The sequence below is a fragment of the Bradyrhizobium yuanmingense genome, assembly GCF_029167105.1.
GTDB classification, from domain to species: Bacteria; Pseudomonadota; Alphaproteobacteria; order Rhizobiales; family Xanthobacteraceae; genus Bradyrhizobium; species Bradyrhizobium yuanmingense_A.
The window spans coordinates 84,024-110,897 of the sequence record NZ_JARFML010000001.1 but is presented as its reverse complement, the minus strand read 5'-3'; the positions used below and the strand labels follow the sequence as shown (position 1 = coordinate 110,897).

Annotated in this window: 27 protein-coding genes; 9 read left to right on the top strand and 18 right to left on the bottom strand. The window is 63.9% G+C overall.

The window, feature by feature from the left end:
• Positions 1-842 precede the first annotated feature (842 nt).
• The 9 genes from P0R31_RS00535 to P0R31_RS00495 all read right to left on the bottom strand — a co-directional run bounded on the left by P0R31_RS00535 (position 843) and on the right by P0R31_RS00495 (position 12,299).
• Complete coding sequence (locus tag P0R31_RS00535) at positions 843-1,541, bottom strand: hypothetical protein (protein ID WP_275512417.1); 699 nt, start codon at positions 1,539-1,541, stop codon at positions 843-845.
• A 58-nt stretch (positions 1,542-1,599) separates the two neighbouring features.
• Positions 1,600-2,127, bottom strand: coding sequence for a phage tail protein (locus tag P0R31_RS00530; RefSeq protein ID WP_275512416.1), 528 nt, complete (start codon positions 2,125-2,127; stop codon positions 1,600-1,602).
• A 17-nt stretch (positions 2,128-2,144) separates the two neighbouring features.
• On the bottom strand, positions 2,145-3,734 hold the full coding sequence (locus P0R31_RS00525; RefSeq protein WP_275512415.1) for a phage tail sheath family protein: 1,590 nt from the start codon (positions 3,732-3,734) through the stop codon (positions 2,145-2,147).
• Positions 3,735-3,947: 213 nt separating this feature from the next.
• A complete protein-coding gene (locus P0R31_RS00520) occupies positions 3,948-5,399 on the bottom strand; it encodes a hypothetical protein (RefSeq protein ID WP_275512414.1) in 1,452 nt (483 codons plus the stop codon).
• A gap of 290 nt (positions 5,400-5,689) precedes the next feature.
• Complete coding sequence (locus P0R31_RS00515) at positions 5,690-5,917, bottom strand: hypothetical protein (RefSeq protein WP_275512413.1); 228 nt, start codon at positions 5,915-5,917, stop codon at positions 5,690-5,692.
• A 274-nt stretch (positions 5,918-6,191) separates the two neighbouring features.
• Positions 6,192-9,338 (bottom strand): efflux RND transporter permease subunit, encoded by a 3,147-nt coding sequence (locus tag P0R31_RS00510; RefSeq protein ID WP_275512412.1) that lies wholly within the window; start codon positions 9,336-9,338, stop codon positions 6,192-6,194.
• A complete protein-coding gene (locus P0R31_RS00505) occupies positions 9,335-10,411 on the bottom strand; it encodes an efflux RND transporter periplasmic adaptor subunit (RefSeq protein ID WP_275512411.1) in 1,077 nt (358 codons plus the stop codon). The genes P0R31_RS00510 and P0R31_RS00505 overlap by 4 nt, the downstream gene beginning before the upstream one ends.
• Positions 10,408-11,523: an efflux RND transporter periplasmic adaptor subunit gene (locus P0R31_RS00500; protein ID WP_275512410.1), complete on the bottom strand. Its 1,116-nt coding sequence runs from the start codon at positions 11,521-11,523 to the stop codon at positions 10,408-10,410. Before P0R31_RS00500 ends, P0R31_RS00505 begins: the two co-directional genes overlap by 4 nt.
• A complete protein-coding gene (locus P0R31_RS00495; protein WP_275512409.1) occupies positions 11,520-12,299 on the bottom strand; it encodes a sensor histidine kinase in 780 nt (259 codons plus the stop codon). The genes P0R31_RS00500 and P0R31_RS00495 overlap by 4 nt, the downstream gene beginning before the upstream one ends.
• 204 nt (positions 12,300-12,503) lie before the next feature.
• Here P0R31_RS00495 and P0R31_RS00490 point away from each other — a divergent pair, with 204 nt between their 5' ends.
• On the top strand, positions 12,504-13,154 hold the full coding sequence (locus P0R31_RS00490) for a TetR/AcrR family transcriptional regulator (RefSeq protein WP_275512408.1): 651 nt from the start codon (positions 12,504-12,506) through the stop codon (positions 13,152-13,154).
• Positions 13,155-13,195: 41 nt separating this feature from the next.
• Here P0R31_RS00490 and P0R31_RS00485 read toward each other — a convergent pair whose 3' ends face one another.
• From P0R31_RS00485 to P0R31_RS00475, 3 genes are all read right to left on the bottom strand, one after another.
• Positions 13,196-13,840 carry a TetR/AcrR family transcriptional regulator gene (locus P0R31_RS00485; RefSeq protein ID WP_275512407.1) on the bottom strand — a complete coding sequence of 215 codons (645 nt, stop codon included), beginning with the start codon at positions 13,838-13,840 and terminating at the stop codon, positions 13,196-13,198.
• Positions 13,841-13,845: 5 nt separating this feature from the next.
• Positions 13,846-14,283: a hypothetical protein gene (locus P0R31_RS00480; protein WP_275512406.1), complete on the bottom strand. Its 438-nt coding sequence runs from the start codon at positions 14,281-14,283 to the stop codon at positions 13,846-13,848.
• A gap of 73 nt (positions 14,284-14,356) precedes the next feature.
• Complete coding sequence (locus P0R31_RS00475) at positions 14,357-14,608, bottom strand: hypothetical protein (protein WP_275512405.1); 252 nt, start codon at positions 14,606-14,608, stop codon at positions 14,357-14,359.
• 155 nt (positions 14,609-14,763) lie between these two features.
• Between P0R31_RS00475 and P0R31_RS00470 the strand changes: the two genes are divergently transcribed.
• The 6 genes from P0R31_RS00470 to P0R31_RS00445 are packed head-to-tail and all read left to right on the top strand — an operon-like array spanning position 14,764 to position 17,524.
• Entirely contained in the window at positions 14,764-14,964 is a 201-nt protein-coding gene (locus P0R31_RS00470) for a hypothetical protein (protein WP_275512404.1), read from the top strand.
• The gene (locus P0R31_RS00465) at positions 14,961-15,116 is read left to right on the top strand and encodes a hypothetical protein (RefSeq protein WP_275512403.1); all 156 of its coding nucleotides are present in this window, start codon (positions 14,961-14,963) and stop codon (positions 15,114-15,116) included. Before P0R31_RS00470 ends, P0R31_RS00465 begins: the two co-directional genes overlap by 4 nt.
• Positions 15,117-15,137: 21 nt before the next feature.
• Positions 15,138-15,356 carry a hypothetical protein gene (locus P0R31_RS00460; RefSeq protein WP_275512402.1) on the top strand — a complete coding sequence of 73 codons (219 nt, stop codon included), beginning with the start codon at positions 15,138-15,140 and terminating at the stop codon, positions 15,354-15,356.
• A gap of 40 nt (positions 15,357-15,396) precedes the next feature.
• Complete coding sequence (locus P0R31_RS00455; protein WP_275512401.1) at positions 15,397-15,696, top strand: hypothetical protein; 300 nt, start codon at positions 15,397-15,399, stop codon at positions 15,694-15,696.
• 23 nt (positions 15,697-15,719) lie between these two features.
• Entirely contained in the window at positions 15,720-16,319 is a 600-nt protein-coding gene (locus P0R31_RS00450) for a PepSY domain-containing protein (RefSeq protein ID WP_275512400.1), read from the top strand.
• 38 nt (positions 16,320-16,357) lie between these two features.
• Positions 16,358-17,524: a DUF3734 domain-containing protein gene (locus tag P0R31_RS00445; protein ID WP_275512399.1), complete on the top strand. Its 1,167-nt coding sequence runs from the start codon at positions 16,358-16,360 to the stop codon at positions 17,522-17,524.
• On the opposite strand, the gene P0R31_RS40980 is transcribed toward P0R31_RS00445, so the two are convergent.
• Complete coding sequence (locus P0R31_RS40980; protein ID WP_430516785.1) at positions 17,419-17,751, bottom strand: ABC transporter permease subunit; 333 nt, start codon at positions 17,749-17,751, stop codon at positions 17,419-17,421. The genes P0R31_RS00445 and P0R31_RS40980 overlap by 106 nt on opposite strands.
• Before the next feature lie 368 nt (positions 17,752-18,119).
• Between P0R31_RS40980 and P0R31_RS00440 the strand changes: the two genes are divergently transcribed.
• A complete protein-coding gene (locus tag P0R31_RS00440; protein WP_275512398.1) occupies positions 18,120-18,431 on the top strand; it encodes a hypothetical protein in 312 nt (103 codons plus the stop codon).
• 66 nt (positions 18,432-18,497) lie between these two features.
• On the opposite strand, the gene P0R31_RS00435 is transcribed toward P0R31_RS00440, so the two are convergent.
• The 5 genes from P0R31_RS00435 to P0R31_RS00415 form a co-directional block, all read right to left on the bottom strand.
• A complete protein-coding gene (locus P0R31_RS00435; protein ID WP_275512397.1) occupies positions 18,498-19,769 on the bottom strand; it encodes an efflux RND transporter periplasmic adaptor subunit in 1,272 nt (423 codons plus the stop codon).
• Positions 19,766-22,948: an efflux RND transporter permease subunit gene (locus P0R31_RS00430; protein ID WP_275512396.1), complete on the bottom strand. Its 3,183-nt coding sequence runs from the start codon at positions 22,946-22,948 to the stop codon at positions 19,766-19,768. Before P0R31_RS00430 ends, P0R31_RS00435 begins: the two co-directional genes overlap by 4 nt.
• An 81-nt stretch (positions 22,949-23,029) precedes the next feature.
• Positions 23,030-23,953 (bottom strand): RNA polymerase sigma factor RpoH, encoded by a 924-nt coding sequence (gene rpoH / locus P0R31_RS00425; protein WP_275512395.1) that lies wholly within the window; start codon positions 23,951-23,953, stop codon positions 23,030-23,032.
• Between the two features lie 60 nt (positions 23,954-24,013).
• Positions 24,014-25,438 carry a sensor histidine kinase gene (locus P0R31_RS00420; RefSeq protein ID WP_275512394.1) on the bottom strand — a complete coding sequence of 475 codons (1,425 nt, stop codon included), beginning with the start codon at positions 25,436-25,438 and terminating at the stop codon, positions 24,014-24,016.
• Positions 25,439-25,450: 12 nt separating this feature from the next.
• Positions 25,451-26,128, bottom strand: coding sequence for a response regulator transcription factor (locus P0R31_RS00415; protein WP_275512393.1), 678 nt, complete (start codon positions 26,126-26,128; stop codon positions 25,451-25,453).
• 490 nt (positions 26,129-26,618) lie between these two features.
• On the opposite strand from P0R31_RS00415, the gene P0R31_RS00410 reads away from it, so the two are divergent.
• Positions 26,619-26,870: a hypothetical protein gene (locus P0R31_RS00410; RefSeq protein WP_275512392.1), complete on the top strand. Its 252-nt coding sequence runs from the start codon at positions 26,619-26,621 to the stop codon at positions 26,868-26,870.
• Positions 26,871-26,874: the final 4 nt, after the last annotated feature.

Below are 26,874 nucleotides of genomic sequence, written 5' to 3'. Positions count from 1 at the left end.
CTCAAACTCTGCCGTCGCGCGGAGCATTTGGTCGCTCCGATCCCGCGAAGATTGCCGCGACGGTTCGGTGAAATCCGGCACCAGATCAGCGTGCGCAACCGGTGGACTTGCGGGCGCTGCGCGACCTCGCGTTTCCGAGGCTTGCGACGCAGGTTGCGCCGTCATGGGCCGTGGTGGCTCATCACGGTCATCGCTGGGCCGATCGTTCGGATCGGCGCATCTGGGGACCGCGCCAGAAGCGAGAGCAGGATCGGCCGGCGGCGCATCAGAGGATCGTCCACGGCGTTCCCTGCCTCGCACTGCAGTCGAGGTTGGACCCATCGACAGAGGCCGCGGCGCTTCGACCGGCCGGTCGTCGCTGCGCACCACGTCATCCGCCCCCGCGCGCAAGTGTGGTCGAGCACTGACCGTTTGCGCCGTCAAAATGCTGCCGGCCGCCTCATCCGGCGCTCCACGCGCCGGCGCTTCCAGCGGGACACCGAGCGCGGCCGTTGTCGTATTGTCCGGCGGACGATCAGTCGCGGCCGTTGCCGTGACAGACCTCACCGAGGGCGCGACGATCCCGCCCCTGCGCAGGAGCAATGCGGCGCGTTGTTGCGACGCACTGGCCTGCTCCGCTGGAGGTTCGTTCTCGGCAGACGCCTCGGACGGCCACACGGATGCTCCGGAGGCCGCATCTTGGCGACGCCGCGCAGCATCTTCGACCTGGGGCGCATCCTCCCTCACGGAGGCCGGACCATCCCATGCCGAAGCGGGCGCCGGACCGAAGATCGACGGCAGGCGCGGCCTGATCGCAGGCTCCAGCGCCGTTGTACGTCTTACGAGATTGGCCAAATACCCGCTCATTCGTCCAGCAGCTCCAGGTAGCATTGGCGCCGGGGTGAGCTCAGCGCCAGGATATCCGCTTCGCGCCAGCCATAGGCGCGTGCCAGCCGGTGCACGTCACGCAACAAGCGTAGCGCCCACGCATCGACTTCGCTCCAGAGAAAAGACACGATGTCGAACGGCGCCTGCCACTGCGCCCGGCACGCGGAGCAGCCCAGATCCAGACGAATGTCGGCGTGCGGGTCGACAAGTGACAGCCGCTCGTCGAGTGCGTGGATCAATGTCGCGGGCATATCTGCCGCCGCCACCTCCTGTTCGCCGCATGACGCGCGAAGCACCAAGCGTTCGAGCAGACGCAGCCTGTTATTCTCAACCGGCCGGCCGTGGCAGAGGGCCAGGACATCGCGGCTGTTCGGCAAACGAAACAGAATGTCATAGCCGTCACGACTGAACGACAATTGCGCCGGCGCCGGTTCGGCGGCGGGCCCATGCTCCAATGCGGCGCCAAACGCTTCGACATCGAATTCGAGTTCGAGCGATTCGCTGCATTCGGGACAGGTTGCCAGGGCCGTGACCCTCGACCCGAACAGGTCTTGGTACAGCGTCCGAAGCCGGCGGTCTCGTTCGCCGATCGGCAGTTTGGCGGCGGCCTCGCGCGACAGGTCCACGTGCGCTGCCGTCAACAGAGCGAGCGCGCGTTCGTCCTGCCGCGACACCGCTCGTCCGCGTTCCCAGGCCGCTAGCAGATGCTGTGTCGACGGAACCGCCATCGCATTACTGTGCGGGCACGGTGAAGGTCGGTTCGGATGGCTCGACCACGCTCTCGTCGCGTTCCCAACCCTCGTTTTCCAGCTTGATATGCTGGATCGCGACCGCGTTGGCATTGGCGTCAAGGTCGGGCAAGGCCTGGTATTCCGAGACCCAGCAGCGATAGATCTTGTAGGTGATCGCGACCTGCCCGGCCTCGTTATAGATCTCCAGCAGCAGGTCCTTGCGGAAATCCTTCAGCGAAACCTCGCTTCCGAGCCCGGCACCGAAATGCCAGATCTTGTTCGCCCACTTCTCGAACTCGGTATCGTGGGTGACGCCACGCTCGAGCGTGATGGCCTCATACTCGCTGCGGCCCGGTGACTTCCGGCTGCTGCTGGGATCGCCGCCCTCGCGATGCTTGACCACCTCCGTGGTCCGCTTCAGGCCGCCGACCTTGCTGATCCCGGCGACATACTTGCCGTCCCATTTCACCCTGAACTTGAAGTTCTTGTAGGGATCGAACCGGGTCGTATTCACACTGAACTGAGCCATGATGATCTCCCCCAATTTCAGGTCTGGATGTTGCCGGCGATCTGCTGGATCCGCAGCACGACGAATTCGGCAGGCTTCAGCGGCGCGAAACCGACATGGATGTTGACGATCCCGAGATCGATATCGTTCTGCGTCGTGGTTTCCTTGTCGCACTTCACGAAGTAGGCGGCAGCCGGCGTCGAGCCCTGGAAGGCGCCCTGCACAAACAGGTCGTGCATGAAGGCGCCGAGGTTCAGTCTGATCTGAGCCCAGAGCGGCTCGTCATTTGGCTCGAAGACAACCCACTGGGTACCGCGGAACAGGCTCTCCTCGATGAAGAGCGCGAGCCGACGCACCGGAATGTATTTGTACTCGTCCGCCATCTGATCGGCGCCACGCAACGTACGGGCGCCCCAGATCACGTTGCCGTAGATCGGAAAGTTACGGAGGCAGTTGATGCCGATCTGGTTGAGCACGCCGTTCTCGCCATTGGTGAGCTTCGTCGCGAGTCCATCAATGCCGCTCAATCCCGCGTCCAAACCAGCCGGCGCCTTCCATACGCCGCGCCGCGCGTCGGTTGCAGCCATCGCGCCGGCGACAAGACCGCAGGGGACGAACGTCGCCTGCTGCCCCTTGCTGAGCGGATCGGGAGCCTTGACCCGTGGAAAGAACAGCGCAGCGTTTCGTGTATCGTTAACGCTGAAACCGAGTTTGCCAAGCTTGTCGATGGGGTTGTCGATCGCAAAGTTGTCGCCCCAATCCGAGGGCGGATCCACGATCAGCATCGCACGCCGCTCGGTGCAGTAGCTCATCGCTTCCTTGTAAACTGCCGGAGCGGTGTCGCCACCTGGCTGGTCCGGCGGGATGCAAAGCAGGTTGAAGAGGTCGGCATTCTCAAGCGCGTATAGTCCTTTTTTGTTGTTCCTGTCGCCGATATAGACTTTGTCATCGATCGCGTCTTCGACGCCATCGTCAGGCATCTCAGCTTTGGCGGAAACGGCGCTCCGATCGGTGGGCATGGTGATCGTGTCCGGAAGGCTCGGAGAAGCAGAAACACGAAGCAGTTCCGACGATTGCTGAAGGACGCGATCGACCCGCTGCGCACGGGCTGCCGGGTTGTCCTTTAGCGTCAGATTGAGGAACTGTTCTCGCGCGACCACCTGCCCGTTCACCGTCAGTTCGGCCTTCAGGTTGAAGAGATCATCCTTTTCGAGGCCGAACCGTCGCGCCGCATCCTCGGAGAGGTTCCTCTCGAGCGTAACTTCAAGTCCGCTCGCCCATGCGCCCGGATGAGCGGGCTCCAGCGCCAGACCTCCGACATTCACACTCGCCTTGAAGTCCCTCTCGTTGGCGTCCTTCTTGGGCTTGAAGATGCGGACGATGATCGCCTGGCCGCCGCCATTTCGGAAAAAATCGGCGACAGCGTAGCTCATGGGATGATCGACCCCGAGGCCGCCGAACTGGCGCTGGAAATCACCGAATCCAAAAATCGTGATCGGCTTGTCGACGGGCCCTCGAATCGCGCGACCGACGAACGCCGTGACCGACGTCGCGACACCGGTGATCGTCCGGACACCGCTTGGAACTTCTTCTACGTAGACGCCAGGATAGGAAAGGGCGACGGGCATCGAAATATCCTCTTAAGCGATGAACATCTGGAGCGAACAACCGAATGAGCAATAGATTCCCTTGCCGCGCCCCTTTGGTAGGCGCAGCGACGCGATTATGTTTGGTGTCACGAGGTTCCGAAGGGATCGTCGAGGTCATCTGCAGGTGATGACGGCCCGGCAGATGAGATGGGGCCTGCTTTGAGGGACCGGAATCTCTCACGGCAGAACCGTTCACCTGCCAATTCTGGGAATGCCATATTCCCGTTCGAGGTTTCTGATCGTCTGTTCGAGATCGATCGTCTTGCTGCGCGGCCTTGGCTTCACTTCCCTTTCGTATGGCTTAGCTTCTGGCGCTCGAGCATCCGAGGAATTGGCGGCCTGCAGCTGGCTGTTCAGCTGCTCGATGGTCTGATTCCGCGCGGCGATGGTCTGGTCTCGCGCCGCAATGTCCTGCTTGCTCCGGTCGAGCTCGGCCTGAAGCGCCGCCAACCTGCCCTCCTGCTGCTGATCTTTGGCACGCGCCTCCGACAGCTGCTGCTGGCTGGTCGCGCGCGCCTCGTTCAACTGCCGCTGCAGTTCCTCATTTGCGCCGGTATTGGCATTCGGCGCCGGCTGATCCCTGAGCCGAGCCTCGGCCCGCTTCAAGTCGTTGAGGGTCCTCTCGTAGACCTCGTTCTGGGACTGCAAGGCGGTCTGCAGTTTTTCATTGAGCGCCTTGGCCTCGTCCAACTCGGCCTGCTTAGCTCCGGAAGCCGCGCCTGGCTGAAGGAAGTATCCGCCAACGCTACCGGCGCCGCCCGAAACTGTAGCCAGCACCGCCATCGCCATCGTGCCGAAGGACCGCCTGGTCGTGGCTGGCACCTTGCCGTCTTCGACCAGGCCATGCAGCTTCTTCTGCAATCCCTCGATCAGCGAATCCTTTTGCGCGACCTTTTCCTGGCTATCGTCCGCGGCCTTGCCGATCTCGTTGACATGGCGCTGCCTCAGCGTTTCGATCAATTTCTCGCTTGCTGTCAGCCTGCCCTGGAATTCGGCCACGACCCTTTCCTTGACCGTCGCAAGATCGCGCGTAAGCGCTGCGATCTTCTCGTGGTGATCGTCCGTGGCTTTCCTGATCTCATTGGCATGCTGTTGCTTCATCCTGTCGATGAGCTTCTCGCTTGCCGCAACCTTGCCATGGAGCTCGGCCGCAACCTCTTGCTTCGTCGTGTCAAGTTCCAGCGCAAGTGCCGCAATCTTCGCCTGGCCGGCCGCGATCTCCTCCTCGAGCTTGTCCTGAATGGCACTGGACTGCAGTTTTGCGGTCTCAAGCTCCGACCGCAGAGTCTCGACACTCTTCTGACTCTCGGCAAGGCTGCCGCGCAGGCGACTTTGCTCGGCCATGCGCTCCTCGGTATCGTTCACCGTATCGGTAATTGCCTTTTGCCGCAGGACGTTGAGCTCATCCCTTGCTTCGTCCAGCTCACGCGTCGCGCTCTCCAAGTCCTGTTGCAACGAGCCCATCGCTTGCTTGCTTTCGCGCAGTGCCTCGAGCAACCGGTGCGTCTCATCGTTGTCGACGGCGGCATCTTGTTCTGGTGGCGGCGGTGTGAGGCGGCTCCCGCAAAACCTGCAGAATCCCTTGCCGGCAGGATTGTCGCGATGACAGTTGGGACAGACTATCGTCATGTGATGCCGAGCCAACGAACATTCGAGAAAATGCCGGCAGCACACGCATCGCGCTCCAGCGCAGCGGGCAAGTTTGAGCAGATCGATTTCGCAGCGACGCGATTCAAGTGCCGGTGCATCAGCCTCTCCGCCGATTACCCTGACAACATATGGCTACTTCAGCGAAACAAGTGTGAAGTTGTTCACTCGCGGCAAAACATCGCGCAACCCAAAAAGAACGGCAATACTTGTTCCGTAGTTCGATCGGCGCTGGGATGCACGGCGCCCTCAGCAAGAGGGCCTCATATGCATGCTTGCTCGTGGGGCTAGTCGCAGACGAGATACCTGCGATGGCGTCTATAAACGTAGTAACAGTCGCTACTCGAGTAGTAGCTGGAGCGCGCTCCGCCATAGATGTACCCGGCATAAGCGCCGGCCGCGTATGCGCCGGCATAGCTCGCAGCGCGCGCTCTGTATCCATATCCGTGCACACCGCCATAGCGATAGCCGCCGCCATTTCCGATATTGATTGCCGTCGCGCGTGCGGCGTTCACGGCGGCGGGCCCTCCGCCGACACCTCGCGCCGCGAGATCGGCGCGCGGCCCGTCTGCTGGACCGAGCCGAGGTCCGGGACCAGCGACAGCGGCCGGACCGGGGGGCGCGATGGCGGGGGGACCTGCTGGAGCCATCGGCGGAGGCCCGGCGGGCGCCATCGGTGGCGGCGGCGGAAATTGCGCAAATGCAATCGACGAAGCGAGCGAACTCGCCGCGACCGTCACCGTGACAGCAAAGGCTGATAGCGTATTCGAGAGCATCGTCGTCTCCGTTCTAGATTTGTGGCTCGAGCACAGGCTGCGGAGCATGGCGAGCGGGCCCGTCTTCGCGCGCGTGGTTCGCAACGGCTTCGGGCTGATGTGAAGGTGCTTCATCCGCATGATCCGGATGGATCCCGAACCACGCCACATAGAGCGCCGGCAGGAACAGCAGCGTCAGCAGCGTGCCGACGATGATGCCACCCATCATGGCGTAGGCCATCGGGCCCCAGAAAATCTCACGCGCGATCGGAATCAGCGCGAGGCTTGCCGCGGCGGCCGTGAGCAGGATCGGCCGCATGCGGTGCTCGGTTGCTTCCACCACGGCATCCCAGGCCGGCCTGCCCTCGTTCTTGAGATCCTCGATCTGCACGATGAGGATGACGGAGTTGCGGACCAGGATGCCGATGAGGGCGAGCACGCCGAGGATGGCCACGAAGCCCAGCGGTGCGCCGCTCGGCAGCATGGCCATGACGACGCCGATCAGCGCGAGCGGAGCGACCGCGAATACCAGGAACAAGCGTGAGAAGCTCTGCAGCTGAAGCATCAGCACGGTCGCCATCACGAACAGCATCAGCGGCACGACAGCGATGATCGGCCCCTGGCTCTTGGCGCTCTCCTCCACCGAGCCGCCGATCTTAATCGAATAGCCCGCGGGCAGCTGCTTGGCGAATTCCGCGACTTTCGGCGCGAGCTGGTCGACGACCGTCTTCGGCTGAACGTTGCTGGCGACGGCGGCCTTGAGCGTGATGGTCGGGATCCGCGCGCGCCGCCAGATCGTGGGCTGCTCCAGCTCGTAGCGCAGATTGGCGATGGCCCCCAGCGGCACCGATTGGCCGCCGAGCCCGGTCAGTTGCAGATCGCGCAGCGTGTCAATCGAGGCGCGTTCCGCGGCGGTTGCACGTCCCGTGACATTGACCAGATAGATGCTGTCGCGCACCTGCGTGACCGGCAAGCCCCGGAGCACGGAGTTCAGGGTGGTGGCAATGTCCTCCGAGGTCACGCCGAGCTGGCGCGCCTTGTCCTGGAGCACGTCGACCTTGACGACGCGCGCCGGCTCCATCCAGTCGAACACCACGTTGCCCAGATCGGGATTGCCGCGAATGACGCCGGCAAGCTTCTGCGAGAGGTCGCGGACCTCGGCGATGTCGGGGCCGCTCAAGCGGTATTGCACCGGACGGCCGACGGGAGGGCCGACCTCGAGCAGCTTGACGTAGGTGTCGGTGCCCGGGAAGGTCTTCCTCAAATAGTCCTCGAACTGCGACTTGAGCTTGTCGCGCGCGGCGATGCCGCCCTTGGTCACGATCACTTGCTGGCCGAACCAGGTGTTGGCGGTCTGCAAGTCGAACGACAGCACGAAGCGCGGCGCACCGGTGCCGACATAGGTGGACCAGTGCTCGACGGAATCGTTGCCCCGCAACTGCTCCCGCTCGAAGCGAGCCATCTGCGTGTTGGTCTCGGTGATCGAAGCGTTCTGCGGCAGGTTCCAGTCGATCACGAGCTCGGCACGATCGGACGAGGGGAAGAACTGCTGTTGCACGAACTGCAAGCCGAACAAAGCGAGAAGGAAGGCGCCGACCGTCGCGGCGACGGTGCTCCAGCGATGACGCATGCAGAACAGGAGCAGACGCGCGAACATCTGCGCCATGCGGCCCTTCTGCTCGTGATGTCCCTTCATCCTGGCCGGCAGGATGGTGACACCGAGGAGCGGCGTGAACAATACGGCCACGACCCAGGAGACGATCAGCGATACCGCGATCACCACGAACAAGGTGAAGGTGAATTCGCCGGCGTTGCTGCTGTTGAGCCCGATCGGGATGAAGCCGGCCACGGTGACGAGCGTTCCCGTCAGCATCGGAAAAGCGGTTGACGTATAGACGTGGGTCGCCGCCTTTTCGAGGGGATCGCCAATCTCGAGCCGCGCCACCATCATCTCGACCGCGATCATGGCGTCGTCGACCAGAAGGCCGAGCGCAATGATCAGGGCGCCCAGCGAAATGCGCTGCAGCGAGATGCCGCAATAGGCCATCACCACGAAGGTGATGGCAAGGACGAGCGGGATCGCGATCGCGACCACGAGACCGGCGCGCATGCCAAGGCTGAGGAAGCTGATGCCGAGCACGATGATCACCGCCTCGAACAACGCCTCCGTGAAACCGGAGACGGCATGTTCGACCACCACCGGCTGGTCGGCGACGAGGTGCACGCCGACGCCGATCGGCAGATCGGCAATGATCTTCGTCATCTCCTGCTTCAGCGCCTCGCCGAAATTCAAGAGGTTAGCGCCGGACTTCATGCCGATCGCGAGCGCGATCGCGGGCTGGCCGTTGTACCTGAACAGGGTCTGTGGCGGATCCTCATAGCCGCGCGTGATGGTCGCGACGTCCGTGAGCGGAAAGAAGCGGTCGTTGATGCGCAGGTTGACGGCCTTGAGGCTGGCCTCGGACGTGAACTGGCCGTTGACGCGGACGCTGATCCGCTCGGGGCCTTCCTGGAACACGCCCGACGGCGCGACCGCATTCTGGCCCTGCAACGAGGTCATGATCGCGTGAACGTCGAGGCCGAGCGCTGCGACCTTGCGGGTGGAGAATTCAAGGAAGATCACCTCGTCCTGTGTGCCCAAAATGTCCACCTTGCCGACGTCGGGCACGGTCAGCACCTTCGCGCGGATGTCCTCGACCTGGTCGCGGAGTTGTCGCTGGCTCAGGCCGTCGCTGGTGAAGGCATAGATGTTGCCGAACACGTCACCAAAGCGGTCGTTGAAGCCGGGTCCGATCACGCCTTGCGGGAAATCGCCCTTGATGTCGGCGATCATGTTGCGGACACGCACCCAGGTCGGCTTGACGTCGGCGGCCTTGGTCGAATCGCGCAAGTACACGAAGACCGTGGTCTGACCTGCGATGGTGACGCTCTTGGTGTAGTCGAGCGATTCCAGCTCCTCGAGCTTCTTCTCGATCCGATCGGTGACCTGACGCGTCATCTCCTCGGGCGAGGCGCCCGGCCACTGCGCCTGGATCACCATGGTCTTGATGGTGAAGTCAGGATCCTCCTGCCGTCCCAGCTGGAGATAGGCAAACAGGCCGGCCGCCATGAAGGCGATCATGAAATACCAGACCAGCGAACGATGGCCGAGCGCCCAGTCGGAGAGGTTGAACGACTTCATGGCTCTTGATCCTGTTCGAAGCGGACATGCTGTCCCGGCTTGAGGCTGTGAATTCCGGCGGTGACGACGCGGGTGCCCGCGGCAAGCCCGCCGGTGACGCGAAGACCCGCCGGTTCGGCGATGCCATCGATCTTCTGCAGCGAGACGGTGCCGGCGGACTGATCGACCACCCAGACGAAATCGGCGCCGTCCTTGGTGAGCACCGCCGATGCCGGCAGGCGCAAGACCTTGCTCTGGCCCTTGCCGAGCCTTGCCGTGACCGTCGCGCCAAGCCGGAAGCTTTCGGGCGGGTTCTCGAGCGCAATCCGAACACGTCGCAGTCGCGTCACCGCATCGGCTTGCGGGGCGATTTCGCGGATCCTGCCCTCGACCTGAACGGCGGGGAGGAGTTGCAGGCTGACGCTGAACGGGAGACCGACGTCCAGCGGCACAGGCAGGTCTTCCCCGATATCGACGACCGCCTCGCGAATGTCCGGGCGCGCGACCGTCACCACGGTTTGACCGGGCGAGACCACCTGGCCGACTTCCGCGCCGACGGCGGTGACGACGCCGCCGAAGTCGGCCTTGATCTGGGCATAGCCGAGTTGCTCGATCGCTTTGGTCAGGTTCGCCTGCTCCTGCGCGACGCTCGCTTCTGCGCCGGCGCGGGCCTGCTCGGCATTATCCAGCGTCTGCCTCGTGGTCGCATCGCTGGTGATAAGCGTGCGTTGCCGCTGCTCCGTGGCCTTGGCCGTCGCAAGCTGCGCCTCGGCCTTCGCAAGCTGAGCTTTGGCCGCGCGAACGGCAAGATCGAGTGCGGTGGGATCAATCGACCCGATGATTTGTCCTTCGCTCACGATGTCGCCAACGTTGACTGAGCGCGAAGTGAGCCGTCCGAGTACGCGAAAGCCGAGGTTGGTCTTGTAGCGCGGCTCGACGACGCCGACCGCAACCGTGCTGTCACCGCTATTCGGCTTGGCTACCATTGAGAGTACTGGGCGCACGGGTTCCGGCGCGTTCGCCTCCTGCTGACAGCCCGCGAGCAACGAGGCCGCGGCGAGCGTGCCAGCGATCATCATGACCTGTCGCTTCATGACTGACCTCCCTCCTCGGTGACTAACTGGCCGACGCTCAAGAGCTTACCGCCGTCGACCACGACGCGCTCGCCGGGCTCGAGGCCCGCCTTGATCAGCACCTGACCGGCTTCATAAGCGCGGACCGTGACGGGCTTCAGCGACGCTGTCTGCGTTTTCGGGTCGACGGTCCAGACAGCAGGCTTCCTGCCAGCGGCCATCAGCGCGCTCCACGGCAAGGTGATTTCTTTCTGAGCTTCCGCCTTCACCGTTCCCGCGACGGCACTGCCCAGCGTCATCGCTGCCGGCGGCTTCTCGATGGACACCTTGACCCGGATCGTGGAGCTCTTCGCGTCGATCGCCGGTGAAATCTCTCGCACCTCACCCGTCGCTGTCACACTGGCATCGGAGACCAGCGCCAACGTGACGCGGCGGCTCTCTGTCTGGTTAAGAAAGACGGATTCGTAGACCTCGAACACCGCATCCCGCTCCCCCTCCTGTGCAAGCGAGAACACGGGTTGGGCAGCCGGAACGACCTGGCCGACCTCGAGATTTCGCGCGGTAATGACGCCGTCCGCTTCGGCGCGCAGAACGGTATATCCGAGCGCATCGCGCGAGGTGCCCAGCTGCGCCTTGGCCGCCTCCAGCACACCCTCTGTGGTTCGCAGGCCTTCCTGGGCCTGGTCATAGACGGTACGGGTCGTGAAGCCGCTTGCGATCAGCGCTTTCTGCCGCTCGAACGTCGCCTTCGCCACGCGCAGCTGGGCTTCGGCGGAGGCCACTGCCGCCGTGGCGGCATCGACATCGGCCTGTTGCTCGCTCGGATCGAGGCGAGCGAGAACGTCGCCCTTGTTGACGTGAGCACCGACGTCGACGGTGCGAGCGATCACACGTCCGCTGACGCGGAACGAAAGATCGGCACGGAAGCGCGACTGGACCTCGCCCGTCAACGTAATGGCAGCTTGCCGGTCCCGCGGCTGCACGATCGTGGTCCGGACCGGCGTCGCCCGTGTGGTCGTCTGCGCCGCGTGGTCAGTGCAACCGGTCAGCGTAATGCTGACAAGCACGGTCGCTGCGGCGAGGGCCTTCCCCGCCTGCGGCGTTCGAACGGGATTCGGGAATCGGCTTGTCATGGCGCGTCCATGTGGTGGGATGGTGACAACAGTCCGCCAAGCGCATCCGCGGCGCGGCAGGAAACGTGTGCAGCGTCATCGGGAGCAGTGGCTCGCGTGCGGCGCGGCGTCCTCATCTGCCGCGTTGCGATCGACCAGTTCGCGCCGCGCTCGCGTTCGGTCAGCGGGAACGACAGGACGATCGAGGTGAAATCGGCGCCGAAACCCTGCTCGATCCGGCCGCCGAGCGCCCGGGCGATATCCCTGGCAATGCGCAATTCGCGGTCGGACGTCTCCCGCGCGGGACGCGAGCCGTTGTCCAGGATCACGCAGTTCACCAATCCGCCGATGCGCGTCAGCTTGATCCTGATCTGCCCGGCCCGGTCGTCGAAACAAGCGTGCCGCGCCGCGTGCATCACGAGCTCATGGACGATCAGTCCCAGATGCCAGCAGCGCGGCGGCTGAAGCGCAAGAGGCTGGGTCGCGAATGCCAGCTTAATGTTCATCCGGTCCAGGACTGCCCGGCGCATGCCACAGCCAAGCTTGCGAAGGTAAGTCGCGGCATGGATCAGCGTTTCGCCCGCGGGCACCGCCAACGCGCGATGCAGATCGGCGTAGCCATGCAGCAGCTCAGCGACATCGCTGAGCGCGCGCTTGGCTTCCGCCCCCTCGGCCCGGATGGCGGCAGCGGAAACCAGGTTGATGGCGAAGGCAACGCCGTTGGTCACCCGGCGATTCAGCTCGCGCAGCAGCACGCCTTCCTGCAAGCCGGCGGGTTCTTGGTTCGAGACAGTCACCACATTCTCCATCTGCTTCGACGACCGGGTCGAACGCCCCACCGTTCGGGGGCCAGGATCATCGGACCACGCGCCATGCCGCCAACGCTTGGGACCAACGCATTAATAAACTAAACCGTATATTTTCTTTTTCTTGCCTTTCTTCGCGAACGATGTCAAGTGAGAAAGCGAAGCGCACAGACTCGTGATTTCGGAGGTCAAATAATGAAGAAGACGAAGCGCGGCAGACCGCCCAAGGATCTTGCCGGCGACGCGCCCGCGCGCATTCTCGATGCGGCCCAACAGCTGTTTCTGGAGAAGGGCTTCCGCAGCGCCAGCATCGACGATATTTCCGAGCTTGCTCCTGCGAGCAAGCCGACCATCTACGCCCACTTCCCCGGCAAGGAAGCGCTGTTCGCGGCGGTGGTGGCCCGCACCATCGACGGCTTGACGGATTTCGAAGGATTCTCGCCCGAGGGGCGCACCATCGAGGACAAGTTGACGAGCCTCGGGACCGCCATCGTCGAGAGAGTGGTCGAGGAATCGCTCGGCATGGTGCGCGCGACGATCGCGGAATCGCAGCGGTTCCCCGAGTTGAGTCGTAACGTTCACGACGCCGCGCGCGATCGCTCCCTGGCCGCGGTGTCCCAGTTGCTGGACGACGCCACGCAGAAGCTTGCTCGCACCCCGAGAGGCCCTTTCAGCGCCAAGCGAAGCCGCGCTACCGCGCAGATCTTTCTCGACCTGATCCTGCTGCCGATGCTGTTCCGGTCGCTCGTCGGTGAAACTCAGAAGGACCTGAAGAAGGAACTTCCAGCCTTCGTGCGCGAACGCGTCGGCTTTTTCCTGGCAGCCTGCGAGACGGACTGGTCGTAGCAGCCCTGCGGCCGTCGGCACGGCACGCCAGAGGCAACCCGTCAGCCGGCGGCCTTGAGCTGCACGTGGGCTGTCAACTCGGCCGGTTGCAGGAATGGCGCGCGACGCAAAGCGCTCGTGCAAAATCGCAACATCTCCTCGAAGCTCGGTCGCAGCGTCGCAGCTCCGGTCCGCGATGGATTGAGATGGACGTCCATGGCTTCCAGCAGGCAGCAGGTCAGCGCCATCGGACTGCCGCCCTGCAGTTCGCCGCGTGCTTGCCCCACGCCGATGATCGGTCGCACCAGCCCACGGATTCTGTCGTCGTAGGTGAGGACGACCGTCCAGTTCTGACGAACGGCCAGACTTATCAGGTCTTGCAGTCGTCGATGCTTCGCCGGCCGACCTTCATTGCAGTCGGCGATGGCCTTCAGGATTGCGGCCAGGCGCCGTAGCGCCGGCCCGCTACCGCCGGCCGCCTCAGCCGCCGCACTGACCGCCTCCTCGAGCACCTGCTCCACCACAGCCTCCTCGATCGCCCGCCTCGAGGGAAAGAATCGATAGAGGTTGCCTGAGGACATCGACAAGTGCCGCGCAATGTCGGCGACGGTGATCTTGTTGTGCCCCATCTCGCCATAGAGATGGATGGCAGCCTGCACGATCCTTCGGCGGGTGCTCCTGGTTCGGTCGTCAATCCGCTCGCGCATGCTTCTCACCGCACCGGAAGGTTCATCAGCTCGCTGCGGCAGGCTTCGCCGAAGTCGCGCAATGGGTCCATCTCCTCGATGAAATCGGGCAAGTCGACGAACGTCCGATTTGGCGACAAATAGGTCTCGATGATCAGACGACCGGCTCGCTCGGCGGCATGCACGACCTCGTCACTCGAGAGGATCCGCATGCGGCCAACCAGCGTGTACAGACTGACGAGTTGCGGGATTTCCGCCCTGTCGCTGACGAGTGCGTCGGCATAGAGCCGCGATGCCTCCTCGATGAAGCTGCGGTACAGCCGTTCGCGCTTCGAGAACGAGCGGGCATGATGGCGCTCGCGAAGCCTTCTGCGTTTGCTAAACCAGGCACTGACGATGGTCGAAACCGCGCCGAACGCCGAGCCACCGAAGGCGGCCAGGGCGGGTATGTAGACCGCACTCATGAGATCGCTCTGTCTCCATCGGGACGCCGATGCGATCCAGGGCAGAGCCCGGTCACATCAGCCGCAACGTCGCTCATCTGCCCTTCGCCAAGCCGGTGGTTGCATGGTCGAAGACCGCTTTGCACGCCGCGCTCAGATCCGATTTTCTCTGCCGCAGGCACGCTTCGACGCCTGACGGATCGGGAATGTAGGCACTGCACAGACGAAAGGCGTCGGGCGTACAGGCCGCCCGCTGCTCGGCGGTGCCCTGGTTCTCCTGGGCAGATGCTGCGCCACCAAGCGCGACCACGACCGCAGCGAACAACACCTGCGTCAATCTCGTCATGTCAGATCCCTTCTCTACTCGAGGCTTCTGGTCAGCCCTGGCGGAGCCTCGCCGCATTGATCCTGCACACGCGCTTGTGAGGCACTCGCCTTGACTCCGGCAGCGGCGCGTGATTTATATGAACTATACGGTATATTTTATTAAGGAGACGCGAAATGTCAACACTGCTGTTTGCGTTGATGCGCGAAAATCCGTTGCCCGGCCTCGCCGCCGCATCGCTGAACGCGATTGTCGCCCTGTGCCTCGTGACCCTGAGCGTGCTGCTTGGCATCACGATCGCAATCATCGCTTGGGCTCATACGCTTGCCGCGCGCCGGCCCGGCACCGTTCGACTGCAGCGGAGGACCCTCGCATGACACCGGCCCTGCTGATCGCCCGCGACTGCATCATCTACTGGGTCAATGTCTGGATCGCGCCGGTCGAATGCTTGTTCGACGTGATCGAGTCCGAGCTCGCGCGCAGGGGCGTCGCCCCCGAGGAATTCGACCGCATGTCGCAGTCGACGTGAGACGGCGCCCGGTATCCTGACATGCTGAACTTCATCGAAGTCTTTGACGTGATGGAAGTGAATCCGACCAGCGGAGAGGCCATCTGGACCGGTCGTACCGGAACGCGATCTGCGCTCCAGCGCGACGGATTCATGATCGATCCGAAAGCCCGCGCCTTTTGTCCAACGGACTGGCTCGACGAGCGTGGCTATCTCGATGTCGAGCTCGCACGCCGGCACCCGCGCCCCTGGAGTATCTGATGATGAGATTGACCGATGTGCCCGTCGGGAGCGACCTGCCGTGAGCCGACGATCCGCAAAGTTCATGCGTGCGAGCCTGCCGACCGACTCCGCCCTCCCCTTGCGCGGCTACTTCCTGTCGGTGGGTGGAGCGCTGGTCTGCCTGCTTTTCCTGGCGAACTGGGTGCTGCCGGCGCAACTGCCCGCTCATCCCGCCGAGCCGGGTCCTGCACGACTCCCAATCCGCATCCACTCCGACGTGAAGCCACCGGAGCGCGTCGTGATCGATACCAATCAGTCGCTGCCGGGGCCCTCCGACAAGGAGATCGTCGTCGCGCACTCGCCGGCGGCGAATAATTGACCGACCAGACCGGGATTGATCCGATGTCGAAACAACATTTGTTTGCACTGATCGTGTGGTCCGCCACGCTCGCCGCCGGCGCCGCCGTCGGGGACGTCCGCAATTTCTCGCCGGTCGACAGCCAAGGCGCGGCTTCGCAGAGCGACAACGAGGAAGCCGACATCCGCCGCGTCCTCTCGGAATTCCGCACCACACGCATCCCCCTCAGCCGCGCCATGGCGATCGCGGAACAACTGCATAGCGGCTCGAAGACGGCCGACATCAGCTTCGAGTCGGCGGGCTCGCCCCTCTACCGCGTCCGCACCATCAGGAATGAGCACGTGTGGGAGAACGCCATTGACGCCAATACCGGCAGAATCACCGGAAAGGAGCTGACGTTCTCGCTGAAGGAGCTCGACCGGGAAGACCTCGCCAACATCCTCACCCTCAGATGGATCAAGCAGGAATTGTCGGATGCCGTGCGGGTCGCCGAGAGAGCGGCAGCCGGCAGCGCGTTGGCCGGTGGACTGATGCGTCAGGACGGCAAGCTCAACTTCGTGATCGTGGTCGCCAGCGGCGACCATTTGAAAGAGGTGACGCTCGAGCCGCCCAAAGTCGGAAAGCAGGAATCGAGCCGCCGTTAACAAGGCATCGCTATCACCAGTCAAAGAGCCCACTCGTCATGAACTTCCAGCCTCGACCGCAGCTCTCACCCGCGCAGCGGCAGCTTCCCTTTGATTGCATCGCCCTGCTATTGCAAGGCGGCGGTGCGCTCGGCGCCTACCAGGCGGGCGTCTATGAAGCCCTCGCCGAAGCCAGCATCCACCCCGATTGGGTCGCCGGCATTTCGATCGGCGCGATCAATGCGGCTATCATCGCCGGCAACCCGCCGGAGTGCCGCGTCGATCGCCTGCGCGAATTCTGGACCCAGGTCACCGCGCCGGCGCCCTGGGATTGGTCGGCTTTCAGCGATTGGACAAAGAGCGACAGCACACGCAACCTCATCAACCAGATGAACGCCGGTCTTGCGGCCACGTGTGGCGCCGCCGGATTCTTCTCCGCCCGTCCCGTGTTACCCTGGCTGCAGCCCGGCGGAGCCAGCGATGCGACCAGCATCTACGACACGCGTGCGCTCAAGACCACGCTGGAGCGGCTGGTCGATTTCGATCGGCTCAACAGCGGACTGACGCGCTTCAGCGCCGGCGCGGTCAACGTCAGAACTGGTAATTTCGTCTATTTCGACAATACCATCCATACCATTCGGCCGGAGCACATCATGGCGAGCGGCGCGCTACCGCCGGGCTTTCCTTCGGTGGAGATCGAGGGCGAGCACTATTGGGACGGCGGTCTCGTTTCCAACACGCCGCTGCAATGGGTGATCGAATCGGATGCCCCGCAGGACATCCTGGCCTTTCAGGTCGACCTCTGGAGCGCGCGCGGCCAACTTCCCGCCAACATGGCCGAAGTGATCACACGGCATAAGGAAATCCAGTATTCCAGCCGTACGCGCGCCCGCACCAACCAGTTCAAGCGGGTGCAGCGCCTGCGGCGCGCGCTCACGGAGCTGCTCGGCCGGCTGCCCGACGATCTCAGGCAACACGAGGACGTGAAGCTGCTCAGCACGGCTGTCTCCCGCAACGTCTACAACATCGTCCATCTCATCTATCGCGCACGCAACCACGAGGGACACTCCAAGGACTACGAGTTCTCGCGGCTGTCGATGCAGGAGCATTGGCGCGCCGGCTACCACGACGCCCTGCGCACGCTGCGCCATCCCGAGGTGCTCGCGCGCCCTTCGAGTCCCGATGGAGTCTTCACCTTCGATCTCGAACATGACGGCCGCGAGTAACCGACGCGCCTTCTGCAATAAACCACGGCGCCGACCACGCCGGTGGCGAACGCGACCACGATCCACAGCACGTGGCGCGTCCGCGCGGTACGGACGCCGACGCTGCGCGCCGCCGCTGCGTTGTCACGGCTCGCGGACAGCGCAAGGCCGTGGTGCGAGCGCATGAAGGCGTAGATTCCAAGCGTGACCAGCACGGCAAGTAGCAGCGCCAGCCAGTAAACCGGCACGTCACGCGCGGCCGCCGGGCGCAGGCCAAGCACTTCAGCATCCGGGCGGCAGCACCGGCGACACGCCGGGCGTTGGTGCTGCGCCTGAAGCGTTCGCCGGCAGCACAGTCGCAGGCGAGGCGAGATTCATCGAGACGCCTTCCATGCAAGCCGAACTGTTCGGGCTGGGCACAACCGCAGCGTTCGGGTCTATGCCCGTCCCACCGGCACCACTGGCTTCCGCCTGAATCGTACCAGGTGCGGGGCTTGTTGCCACTTGCGGGATCGACAATGGCAGGGACGCAGCGCTCGTCACCTCTCCCCCCGGCGTCGAGCTGCATCCGACCGTCGTACCTGTTCCTGAGGACGCAGCTGAGGAGATCGTACCGGTGGCGCTGCTGTTCTGCCTTATCACCGGCAGCAACGGCGCCGCGATGCCCGGTGATGCAAGGCCTATCGGCGATACGGTCGGCGTCGCCGGCACCGGCGTCGGCGATGACGACGGCGGAGCGCAGACGACCACCGTCCCCGGCGTCGTCGGATCCGACGCGAGCGGAACCGGCGCCAGCGTCGTGTCCGGGGCACCTGACACGGTCGTTGCGGAAAACGGCCCGGGACTGTTGAGCGGTGAGACCACGATCGCGCCCGGCACCGTCGGCAGATCCATTGCAGTCGTGCCGGTCGTTGCGACCTGTGCCTGACCAGGAGAGCTTCCGAGCAGCAACGCCGTCGTCGCTGCGAGTACAATTCGCATCATCTTTCGCGTCCTAGCTCGTCTCGCTCTTGCGAACCGTGACCTTGCTTCCCTCCGCCAGATTGACCGCGGGATTGAGCACGACCTGGTCGCCGGGCTGCACGCCATCGCGCACTTCCACCGTGGTGCCGAAATCCCGGGTGATCGAGACCTGCTGAAAATGGACCGTGTTGTTGCGCACCACCACGACATGGAGGCCGTTCTGGTCGAAGACGAGCGCATCGGATGGGATCGTCGTCGATGCTGTCCTGCGCGGGATCGATAGTTCGACCGTGCAATATATGCCCGGACTGAGCAGGCCATCCGGATTGGGCACGTCGATCTCGGTTAGCAGCGTCCGGCTTCCCGGCTGCAACGCGGTTGCGATCCGCGTGACCTTGCCCGCAAAGGTCCGCCCCGGAATCTCGGGGACGCGGATATCCGCATCGACGCCCGGGCCAACGCCGAACGCTTCGTCCTGTGGCACGAACACCTGGGTTCGGATCACGTCGGAATGCATCAGCGTGAACATGAAGGTGGACCCGGCTGATACCAGGCTGCCGTTGTCCACGTTACGCTGCGTGACCACGCCGTCGAATGGCGCCACCACACGCTGATAGGACTTCTCCTGCTGGAGAACTCGGATCTGCGCTTCCTGCGCCGTGATGTTCGACTGGGCGACACCCACCGCGCCTTGCTGCGCGCGCAGGGTGAGACGATCATTGTCGCCCTGTTGTGCCGTCAACCAGCCCTGCTTGACGAGATTGCTGTCGCGCGAATTGGTCACGTCGGCGAGTTCCCGGCTTGCCTCCGCCTGCTGAAGCGCGGCCTGGTCCTGCGCGAGCGTCGCTTGCGCCTGCGCGATTTGCTGGTCGAGTTCGGGCGCAGTGATTTCCACGAGCAGCTCGCCCTTCTTGACCCGATCGCCGATATCGACGTAGCGCTTCTCGATGTAGCCGGTGGTCCGCGCGAAGATGTTGGCCGCCTCGAACGCGGTCGTCGTCGCCGGCAGGCTCACCTTCATGATGTCGCCTCCGGGCTTAACCGTCGCGACCCGAACCTCGGGAAGGTTGGTTCGAGCCTGCTCTGCCACAGCGGCAACGCCACGCATGGCCTCATAGTGCCGCCAGCCGCCGATGCCGAGACCGCACGCAAGCAGCAGGAGCACGCCTCCGCCGAGCAGCGCGCCGCCGTAACGGCGTCCGGATCGAGGGCCCTTTCCCGGCAGTTCCACAATCCGGAGGCTCTCCGCCCCCGGGCGGTGTGTCGCCCCGTCGTCATCGGTCCTTGCGCGAACGTCATTCATTCCGGTTGCTCCTCGAATACCCCATGGTGAGGCTTGCCGTCGTTGCCTTTGCGCAGCATGGCGAAGAGATAAGGCACGATCAGCAGGGTGGTCGGTGTTGCGAACAGCAGACCGCCGATAACCGCCCGCGCGAGCGCTGCATTCTGCTCCTCGCCGGGCCCGCCGATCGCCATCGGGATCATCCCGACGATCATCGCCGCCGCGGTCATCAGCACGGGCCGGATTCGCGTCCGGCCTGCGCTCAGCGCCGCCTGGAATGCCGAATGCCCCTTCAATTGCTCGTCGCGTGCGAATGTCACGAGCAGGATGGAGTTCGCGGAGGCTACGCCGATCGCCATGATGGCTCCCATCAGCGAAGGTACGTTCAGCGTCGTCCCGGTGATAAACAGCATCGTCACGATGCCGCAGAATGTCGCCGGCAGTGCCAGGATGACGACAAAGGGATCGCCAAAATTCTGGTAGTTCACGACCATCAGCAGGTAGACGAGGATGGCCGCGAACAGCAGCCCAAGGGAGAGATCGCGGAACGATTGGTGCATACTCTGGATCTGGCCGAGAACCTGGATCGAATTGCCCGGCTGGAGTTGCTTCTGCAGCGTGGACGTCACCTTCTCGATGTCAGCCGCGACGCTGCCGAGATCACGGCCCTGCACACTCGCATAGACATCGTAAACCGGCTGCACATTGGCTTGGTTCGAATTGGTCGGAACGATGCCCCGCTTGAAGGTCGCAACATTGCTGAGCAGGCCCGGCACCGTCTGCCCGCTTGCGGCAAGCGAGGCCGAAACCGGCGTGTTGCCCAGCGCGTTCAGCGAATTGGTCCTGTACTCTGGCGTCTGCACAGCCAAGTAATAGGGAATGCCGGACGTCGGATCCGTCCAGAAGTTCGGCGAGACCTGCGCGGACGATGAGAGGCTGACATTGATGTTGGTTGCCACCGTGCTCGCATTGAGACCGAGTTGCGCGGCGCGCGTGCGGTCGATGTCGGCGTAGAATGCGGGAGCATCGACTTCCTGCTGCAGATGTGCATCGACCACGCCGGGGATCGCGGCGAGACTCTTTTGCAGTTCCTTGGCGACGGCGAGATTGTTGTTGCCGTAACCGACCGTGCGGACATCGATCTGCGCCGGGAGACCGAAGTTCAGGATCTGCGTGACGATATCGGCCGCCTGGAAATAGAAGGTGTCCTCCGGGAATGCCGTCGGCAGCACCTGCCGCAGCCTCCTGATGTAATCCGCCGTCGGCTGGTGCCCTTCCTTCAACGACACGAGAATGGTGCCGTCGTTCACCCCGATGGTGGAACCGTCCGTGAAAGCAAGGTTATAGGGCCGCGCCGGCAGGCCGATATTATCGACGATCAGCGCCCGGTCGTGCTCGGGAATGACCTCGCGGATCTTGTCCTCAACTGCCTGGAAGATCGCTTCCGTCCGCTCGATCCGCGTGCCCGCGGGGGCGCGAACATGGAGCTGGATCTGGCCGCCGTCGATCAGGGGATAGAAGTCCTGGCCGACATAGGCGAACATCGTGGCACCGAGCGCCAGCACCAGCACGGCGACGACGGGTATCACTGCGCGGTGCCGCAGCAGTTTCAGCAGCAGATCGGAATAGCCGTCGCGCAGGCGTTCGAAACCGCGCTCGAATGCCGCGGAGGCGCGTGCGAGGATGTTTGACGGCCGATTGCCCTCGCCATGACGTTGCTCGCCCTTCAGGAGCAGGCCAATGGTGATCGGCGTCAGCGTCCGCGACAGGCCATAAGACGCCAGCATCGCGAACACCACGGCAAGGCCAAGTGGCGTGAACAGATATTTGGCCGGGCCCTCGAGGAATACGACCGAGATGAACACGCAGCTGATCGCGAGCGTCGAGACCAGCGTCGGAATGGCGATTTCGGCGGCTCCGTGCAGAGTCGCGTCTGGCAGCGGCATGCCTTCCTCGGTCCAGAGCCGGTGCGTGTTCTCGATCGTCACCGTCGAATCGTCGACGAGGATACCGACGGCAAGAGCAAGGCCGCCGAGCGTCATGGTGTTGAGGGTCTCGCCGAGGAAATAGAGGACGATCAGCGAGGACAGCATCGCCAGCGGGATCGAGATCAGGACGACGAGCGTCGATCGCCACGATCCCAGGAACACCAGGATCATCAATGCCGTCAGGCCCGCCGCGATCGCGCCTTCGCGCAGCACACCATCGACCGAGTGTGTGACGAAGATTGACTGGTCGAACAGCTCGTTCACCTTCAGCCCCGCGGGCGCCGACGCGCGGATCGACGTCAGGGCCGCCTTCACGCCGTTGACGACGGCCAGCGTGGAGGCATTGCCGTTCTTGATGACGCTGAGCAGGACGGCGCGGTGGCCATCCTCGCGCACAATGTTCTGCTGAACCTGGGCACCGTCGCGGACCTGGGCGACGTCCTTCAGGAAGATCGTGGCCCCGTTCGCGAACTTCACCGGGATCATGTTGAGATCCTGGATCGTCGCCGGCGTCGCGTTGGTACGAACGGTGTACTGGGTGTCGCCGATCTTGGTCGTGCCGGTCGGCAGCGTCAGGTTCTGCGTGTTCACTGCGTTGACGATGTCGAGCGGTGTCAATCCGCGCGCCAACAGCTTGTTCGGATCGAGGTCGACCATGATCTGGCGGTATTTGCCGCCGGCAGGCGTGGGCAGGGTCACGCCTGGAACGGGCGCCAGTTGCTGGCGGACCCGGTAGATGCCGAAATCGTAGAGCTGCTGCTCATTCAGGTTGTTCGATTCGAGGCTGAGCTGGAGCACCGGCACGCTCGAGGCATTGAACTGCACGATGATCGGCGGCTGGATGCCGGGAGGCATCAGGGCGCGGATGGCGTTGGTCGCCGAGACGATCTGCGAGATCGCGAGATCGAGATTGACGTCCGGCTGAAAGTAGATCTTCTGAACCGACAAGCCGTTGAGGGTCTGCGCCTCGATATTCTTGATACCGCTGACATTGGCGCTGATCGAATACTGGCTGTAGGTGCTGACGCGCTGTTCCATCTCCGGCGTGGAAAGGCCGGTGTAGCTCCAGATGACGGTGACGACGGGAATCCGGATCTCGGGAAAGATGTCTGTCGGCATCGAGCGAATCGCGATGCCGCCGAGGAACAGGATCAACGCCGCAAGCACGTAGAAAGTATGCGGAAGCCGCAGCGCGAAGCGAACAATTCCCATGATTGGTCTGCCTGAAACAGGGTTACGCAGGATCGTCGGACAAGTGAGGGCGGCCGCGCCTCCGTTCAAATGAAAACGAATTCAGTCGCTGCACGCGGCGGCGTATGACACGTCACGCGCGGCGTTCATGACGGCCCGTTTGACTTTGGCGAAGGTACGGATCTCGATCTGCCGAACCCGCTCGCTGGATATGGACAGCTCTCGGGCGAGCTGATCGCGCGTAACGGGACATTCCTTCAGGCGCCGCGCCTCGAAGATATGACGCTCCCGCGGCGCGAGCCCGTCCAGTGCAGCGCGCAAAGCCCTGCTGCGCTGCTCCGTCTGGTCGTCATCGGCAAGCATCGTCTCGGCGTCGACCGCACCATCGACCAGCAGGGCCTCCAGCTCGGTTCCACCGTCCTCGTCACCGACGCGCGCGTTCAGCGACATGTCGCGGTGGAGCCGCGCGTCCATCTCGATCACCTCGCGCGCCGTCACCTCGAGCTTCCCGGCGATCAATTCGGCGACGTCGGGTGTGAGCCCGGCCATCGCACTGCTGGTGGCTTTCCTGATCTCGCCGCGGAGTTTGAAAAACAGCTTCTTCTGCGCAGCTGTCGTCCCGATCTTGACCAGGGACCACGATCGCAGGATGTAGTCGTGAATGGTGGCCTTGATCCACCAGATCGCATAGCTGGAGAATCGGGCGCCGTGCCCGGGCTCGAAGCGCGACGCCGCGATCACGAGGCCGAGATTCGCTTCCGCGATCAGATCGACCAGCGGCAGACCGTATCCCCTGTAACCCCTCGCCAACTTGGCGGCGAGCCGAAGATGGCTGGTGACGAGCGCATCCGCGGCGCGCCGGTCCCGCGTTTCCTGCCAGCGACGCGCCAGCTGCTGCTCCTGACCTGATTCAAGTAGCTCGTAGCGCCGGATTGCGGCGGAATAGGCGGTGAGGAACGGCGTCGACACCGCTGCGATCGGCACGGCAACAGGATCGCGGCACACCACCTCATGGCTCGTCTGCATTTGTCACTCCTATAGTCCGGGCCCGCTAATTGATCTCGGAGGCATCACACGTCATTTGGCTCATCCCATCTGGCCCGCGTCTGCGTGCAGCAATGCGCGTGACCGGCGCGCGATGGGCCTGCCCGCACTCCCGATCCAGGCGAGGATCTCGATCCGCCCACCGGGAGCCGGGCCAATGATCAGCCGGAAGCCGTGCAGCTTGACGATCGCCGCCACCAGGCTCAGTCCAAGCCCGACGCCCGGCGTATTGCGCATCTTGTCGGAGCGGTAGAACCGCCGCAGCACTGCTTCGCGCTCCTGCTCGCTGATGCCGGGCCCGGTATCGCTAACCCGCACCAGCGCGGTCTCGTCCTCCGCCTGCAGGGCGAGGTCCACCCGCCCGCCGGACGGCGTGAACTTGATGGCGTTGTCGACGAGGTTGGCGACTGCCTCGAACAGCAGGTCGCGGTCACCCCACACCTGCACATTGCACTCGGTGACGACGCCGAGCCCGACATGCTTGTCCTCGGCAATCGGCTCGTAGACGTCGCACACCTCCCGCAGAATCTCGTCGAGCGCGACGTCGCCAAAGCCGGCCATACGGCGGTTGTTCTCGATCTCTGTCAGGCGCAGCAAGGCCGTGACGATCGCGAGCGACTGGTCAATGCCGGCAATGGCCTTGTCCGCAACGTCCTGCAGCTGTTCCAGCGTCGCCGCATGCGTCCGGCCGCGCTCCAGCGCCAGACGGACGCGGGTCAGCGGCGTCCTGAGATCATGAGCGATGTCGTTGCCGACGCCGGCGAGCGCATTGATCATCGTCTCCATCTCGTCGAGCATGCCGTTGACGATCCTCGCCAGCCGCGCAAACGGGTCGTCCGTCCCGCCCTCCGGAAGCCGCTCCCGCAGCTCGCCGGCCACGATGCGCTGGACCCGCTGGTTGACCTCCTCTACGCGTCGCTGGGCGCGCAAGCTCAGCCAGGCACCCGCAAGCAGACAGAGGCTGAAGGCCGGCAGCAGACCCAGGGCCAGGGCCTGGCCTACCACGCTCGCTATCTCGCGCGTCTCGTCGACGTTCCGTCCCATCACCAGGACATCGCCGCCCTCGAGACGGCTGCCGACCGCCCTGACGACGGGACCATGCGCCGTCGGCTTCTCCAGCAGATCGAGTCGCACGCCCTGCGCCGCCCCATCGAGCCCGAGTTCGCGCGGCACGCGGTCGATATTGCCGGCCAGCCTCTTGCCGGCGGCGTCGAACAGTCCCGCGTACTGCACGCCCCTGGAATCCTGCGCGAGGTGATCCGCGATGGCCCCGACGCGGCGGGCCGGGGACAATTCCGCGACGAAGTGGATCTGCGTGGTGATCATGCGATCGGACCGCGCAACCAGATAGGCATCGAGCTTCCAGTAGATGAAGGCGAACAAGGCGACCACGAACAGCGCGAAGGAGGCCGCCACGGCCAGAGCCCAGAGAAATGTGCTGGAGCGGATCAACTGTGTCTGCTGCATCGCCCGTCCCTCCTACCTCGAGCGAAGGACGAAGCCGGAGCCTCGGACATTGTGGATGAGCTGTGTCTCCCCTGGACCGTCCACCTTGTGGCGAAGCCGGCCCATATGCACGTCGATCAGGTTGGTGGTCGCCGGAACGAACTTGTAGTTCCAGACCTCCTCGAGCAGCATCGCGCGCGTCAAGAGCTGATCGCTCCGGCGCATCATGTACTCGAGCAAGCGGAATTCGCGCGGCAACAGGTCGAGCCTGCGCTCGCCGCGTCGCGCGGCGCGCTCGATCAGATCGAGCTCGAGGGGCCCGACATGCAGGATGGTTTCGCGGCTGTCGCTCGGCCGGCGCAGCAGCGCCTCGATTCGCGCAACCAGTTCGATAAGCGCGAACGGCTTTGTGAGATAGTCGTCCCCGCCCATGCGCAACCCGCGCACCCGGTCATTCACGGCGCCAAGCGCACTCAACACCAGCACGGGCGTCCTCACCTGCTCCTTGCGCAGCGTCTCGATGACGGTCAGCCCGTCAACCCCGGGAAGCATGCGATCGACGATCATGGCATCGGGACTCGACGCACGCGCCCGCGCGAGACCCTCGACGCCGTTGCCGGCCCACTGCACCTCGAAGCCGCGATCTCCGAGTTCGGCGAGGATCGCCTCGGCGGTTTCAGTGTCGTCCTCAATCAGGAGAATCCGGGTCATGAGCCTCGCCCCATAGTCCTCACGGCGCCTTGATGCGCGGTTGGACTGCACGGGTACGGCGTCGGGCCGTGTCATGCTCCGTGCCCGCGTACGTCGGACGCGCGTCGCTGATGCCGCCTGTTGCCGGTCGCCTGCTGCGTTATGAGGTAGGCTTGCCGGGCGCACCGCGCCACTAAATTGCGATTCATGTTGTCGGCTGTGCGTGCCGCCAACAGCACGAGCGCGCGCACGATGTGTGTTACGAATGTAATGATCATCTTCCGGGCTCCGCTGCCAACCGCGCCGGATCGAACATATGCCGTCAACGCACGTGCTGTCGTCTCAGGCGCCACGGATGTTATGCATTCGCACGATCGTGGTCGCGACACCGCAGCGGCTCTCGGGCGGTTGAAATGCAGTGAGCAAATCGTGCGTTGGAAACGTAGCCGATCGTTCGCACATCGTCGCTGAGCCGGCTTGATCGGCCTGATGTCGTCAGAGGAGAGAGCGAATGACCACGTCCAAACTATTCTCGATCGGATTGATCGCGGCCGCAATGCTGGGTAGCCCAGTCATGGCGCGCGAGCACCAGCGCGCCGCGCAGCGGCCTGACGTGGCCGCCGATACAGTCGCGGCGACCACGCCGTTCCATTATCCGGGCGAGCGCGCCTGCGTTCCGGCGCCGCGCGTCGGCGCCTTTGCCACCGCGCCGTGGACCGGCAACAACGTGCCGTGTGAGCCGGGCACAGGCAGCTGGTACTGATTAG

Bases quoted from the DNA above. Each gene is read 5' to 3' on its own strand.
- P0R31_RS00510 (WP_275512412.1), bottom strand. From the start codon at position 9,338: ATGAAGTCGTTCAACCTCTCCGACTGGGCGCTCGGCCATCGTTCGCTG.
- P0R31_RS00500 (WP_275512410.1), bottom strand. From the start codon at position 11,523: ATGACAAGCCGATTCCCGAATCCCGTTCGAACGCCGCAGGCGGGGAAG.
- P0R31_RS00415 (WP_275512393.1), bottom strand. From the start codon at position 26,128: ATGACCCGGATTCTCCTGATTGAGGACGACACTGAAACCGCCGAGGCG.
- rpoH (WP_275512395.1), bottom strand. From the start codon at position 23,953: ATGCAGACGAGCCATGAGGTGGTGTGCCGCGATCCTGTTGCCGTGCCG.
- P0R31_RS00450 (WP_275512400.1), top strand. From the start codon at position 15,720: ATGTCGAAACAACATTTGTTTGCACTGATCGTGTGGTCCGCCACGCTC.
- P0R31_RS00445 (WP_275512399.1), top strand. From the start codon at position 16,358: ATGAACTTCCAGCCTCGACCGCAGCTCTCACCCGCGCAGCGGCAGCTT.
- P0R31_RS00410 (WP_275512392.1), top strand. From the start codon at position 26,619: ATGACCACGTCCAAACTATTCTCGATCGGATTGATCGCGGCCGCAATG.
- P0R31_RS00465 (WP_275512403.1), top strand. From the start codon at position 14,961: ATGACACCGGCCCTGCTGATCGCCCGCGACTGCATCATCTACTGGGTC.
- P0R31_RS00430 (WP_275512396.1), bottom strand. From the start codon at position 22,948: ATGGGAATTGTTCGCTTCGCGCTGCGGCTTCCGCATACTTTCTACGTG.
- P0R31_RS00490 (WP_275512408.1), top strand. From the start codon at position 12,504: ATGAAGAAGACGAAGCGCGGCAGACCGCCCAAGGATCTTGCCGGCGAC.
- P0R31_RS00505 (WP_275512411.1), bottom strand. From the start codon at position 10,411: ATGAAGCGACAGGTCATGATGATCGCTGGCACGCTCGCCGCGGCCTCG.
- P0R31_RS00435 (WP_275512397.1), bottom strand. From the start codon at position 19,769: ATGAATGACGTTCGCGCAAGGACCGATGACGACGGGGCGACACACCGC.
- P0R31_RS00480 (WP_275512406.1), bottom strand. From the start codon at position 14,283: ATGAGTGCGGTCTACATACCCGCCCTGGCCGCCTTCGGTGGCTCGGCG.
- P0R31_RS00525 (WP_275512415.1), bottom strand. From the start codon at position 3,734: ATGCCCGTCGCCCTTTCCTATCCTGGCGTCTACGTAGAAGAAGTTCCA.
- P0R31_RS00420 (WP_275512394.1), bottom strand. From the start codon at position 25,438: ATGCAGCAGACACAGTTGATCCGCTCCAGCACATTTCTCTGGGCTCTG.
- P0R31_RS00475 (WP_275512405.1), bottom strand. From the start codon at position 14,608: ATGACGAGATTGACGCAGGTGTTGTTCGCTGCGGTCGTGGTCGCGCTT.
- P0R31_RS00470 (WP_275512404.1), top strand. From the start codon at position 14,764: ATGTCAACACTGCTGTTTGCGTTGATGCGCGAAAATCCGTTGCCCGGC.
- P0R31_RS00530 (WP_275512416.1), bottom strand. From the start codon at position 2,127: ATGGCTCAGTTCAGTGTGAATACGACCCGGTTCGATCCCTACAAGAAC.
- P0R31_RS00460 (WP_275512402.1), top strand. From the start codon at position 15,138: ATGCTGAACTTCATCGAAGTCTTTGACGTGATGGAAGTGAATCCGACC.
- P0R31_RS00485 (WP_275512407.1), bottom strand. From the start codon at position 13,840: ATGCGCGAGCGGATTGACGACCGAACCAGGAGCACCCGCCGAAGGATC.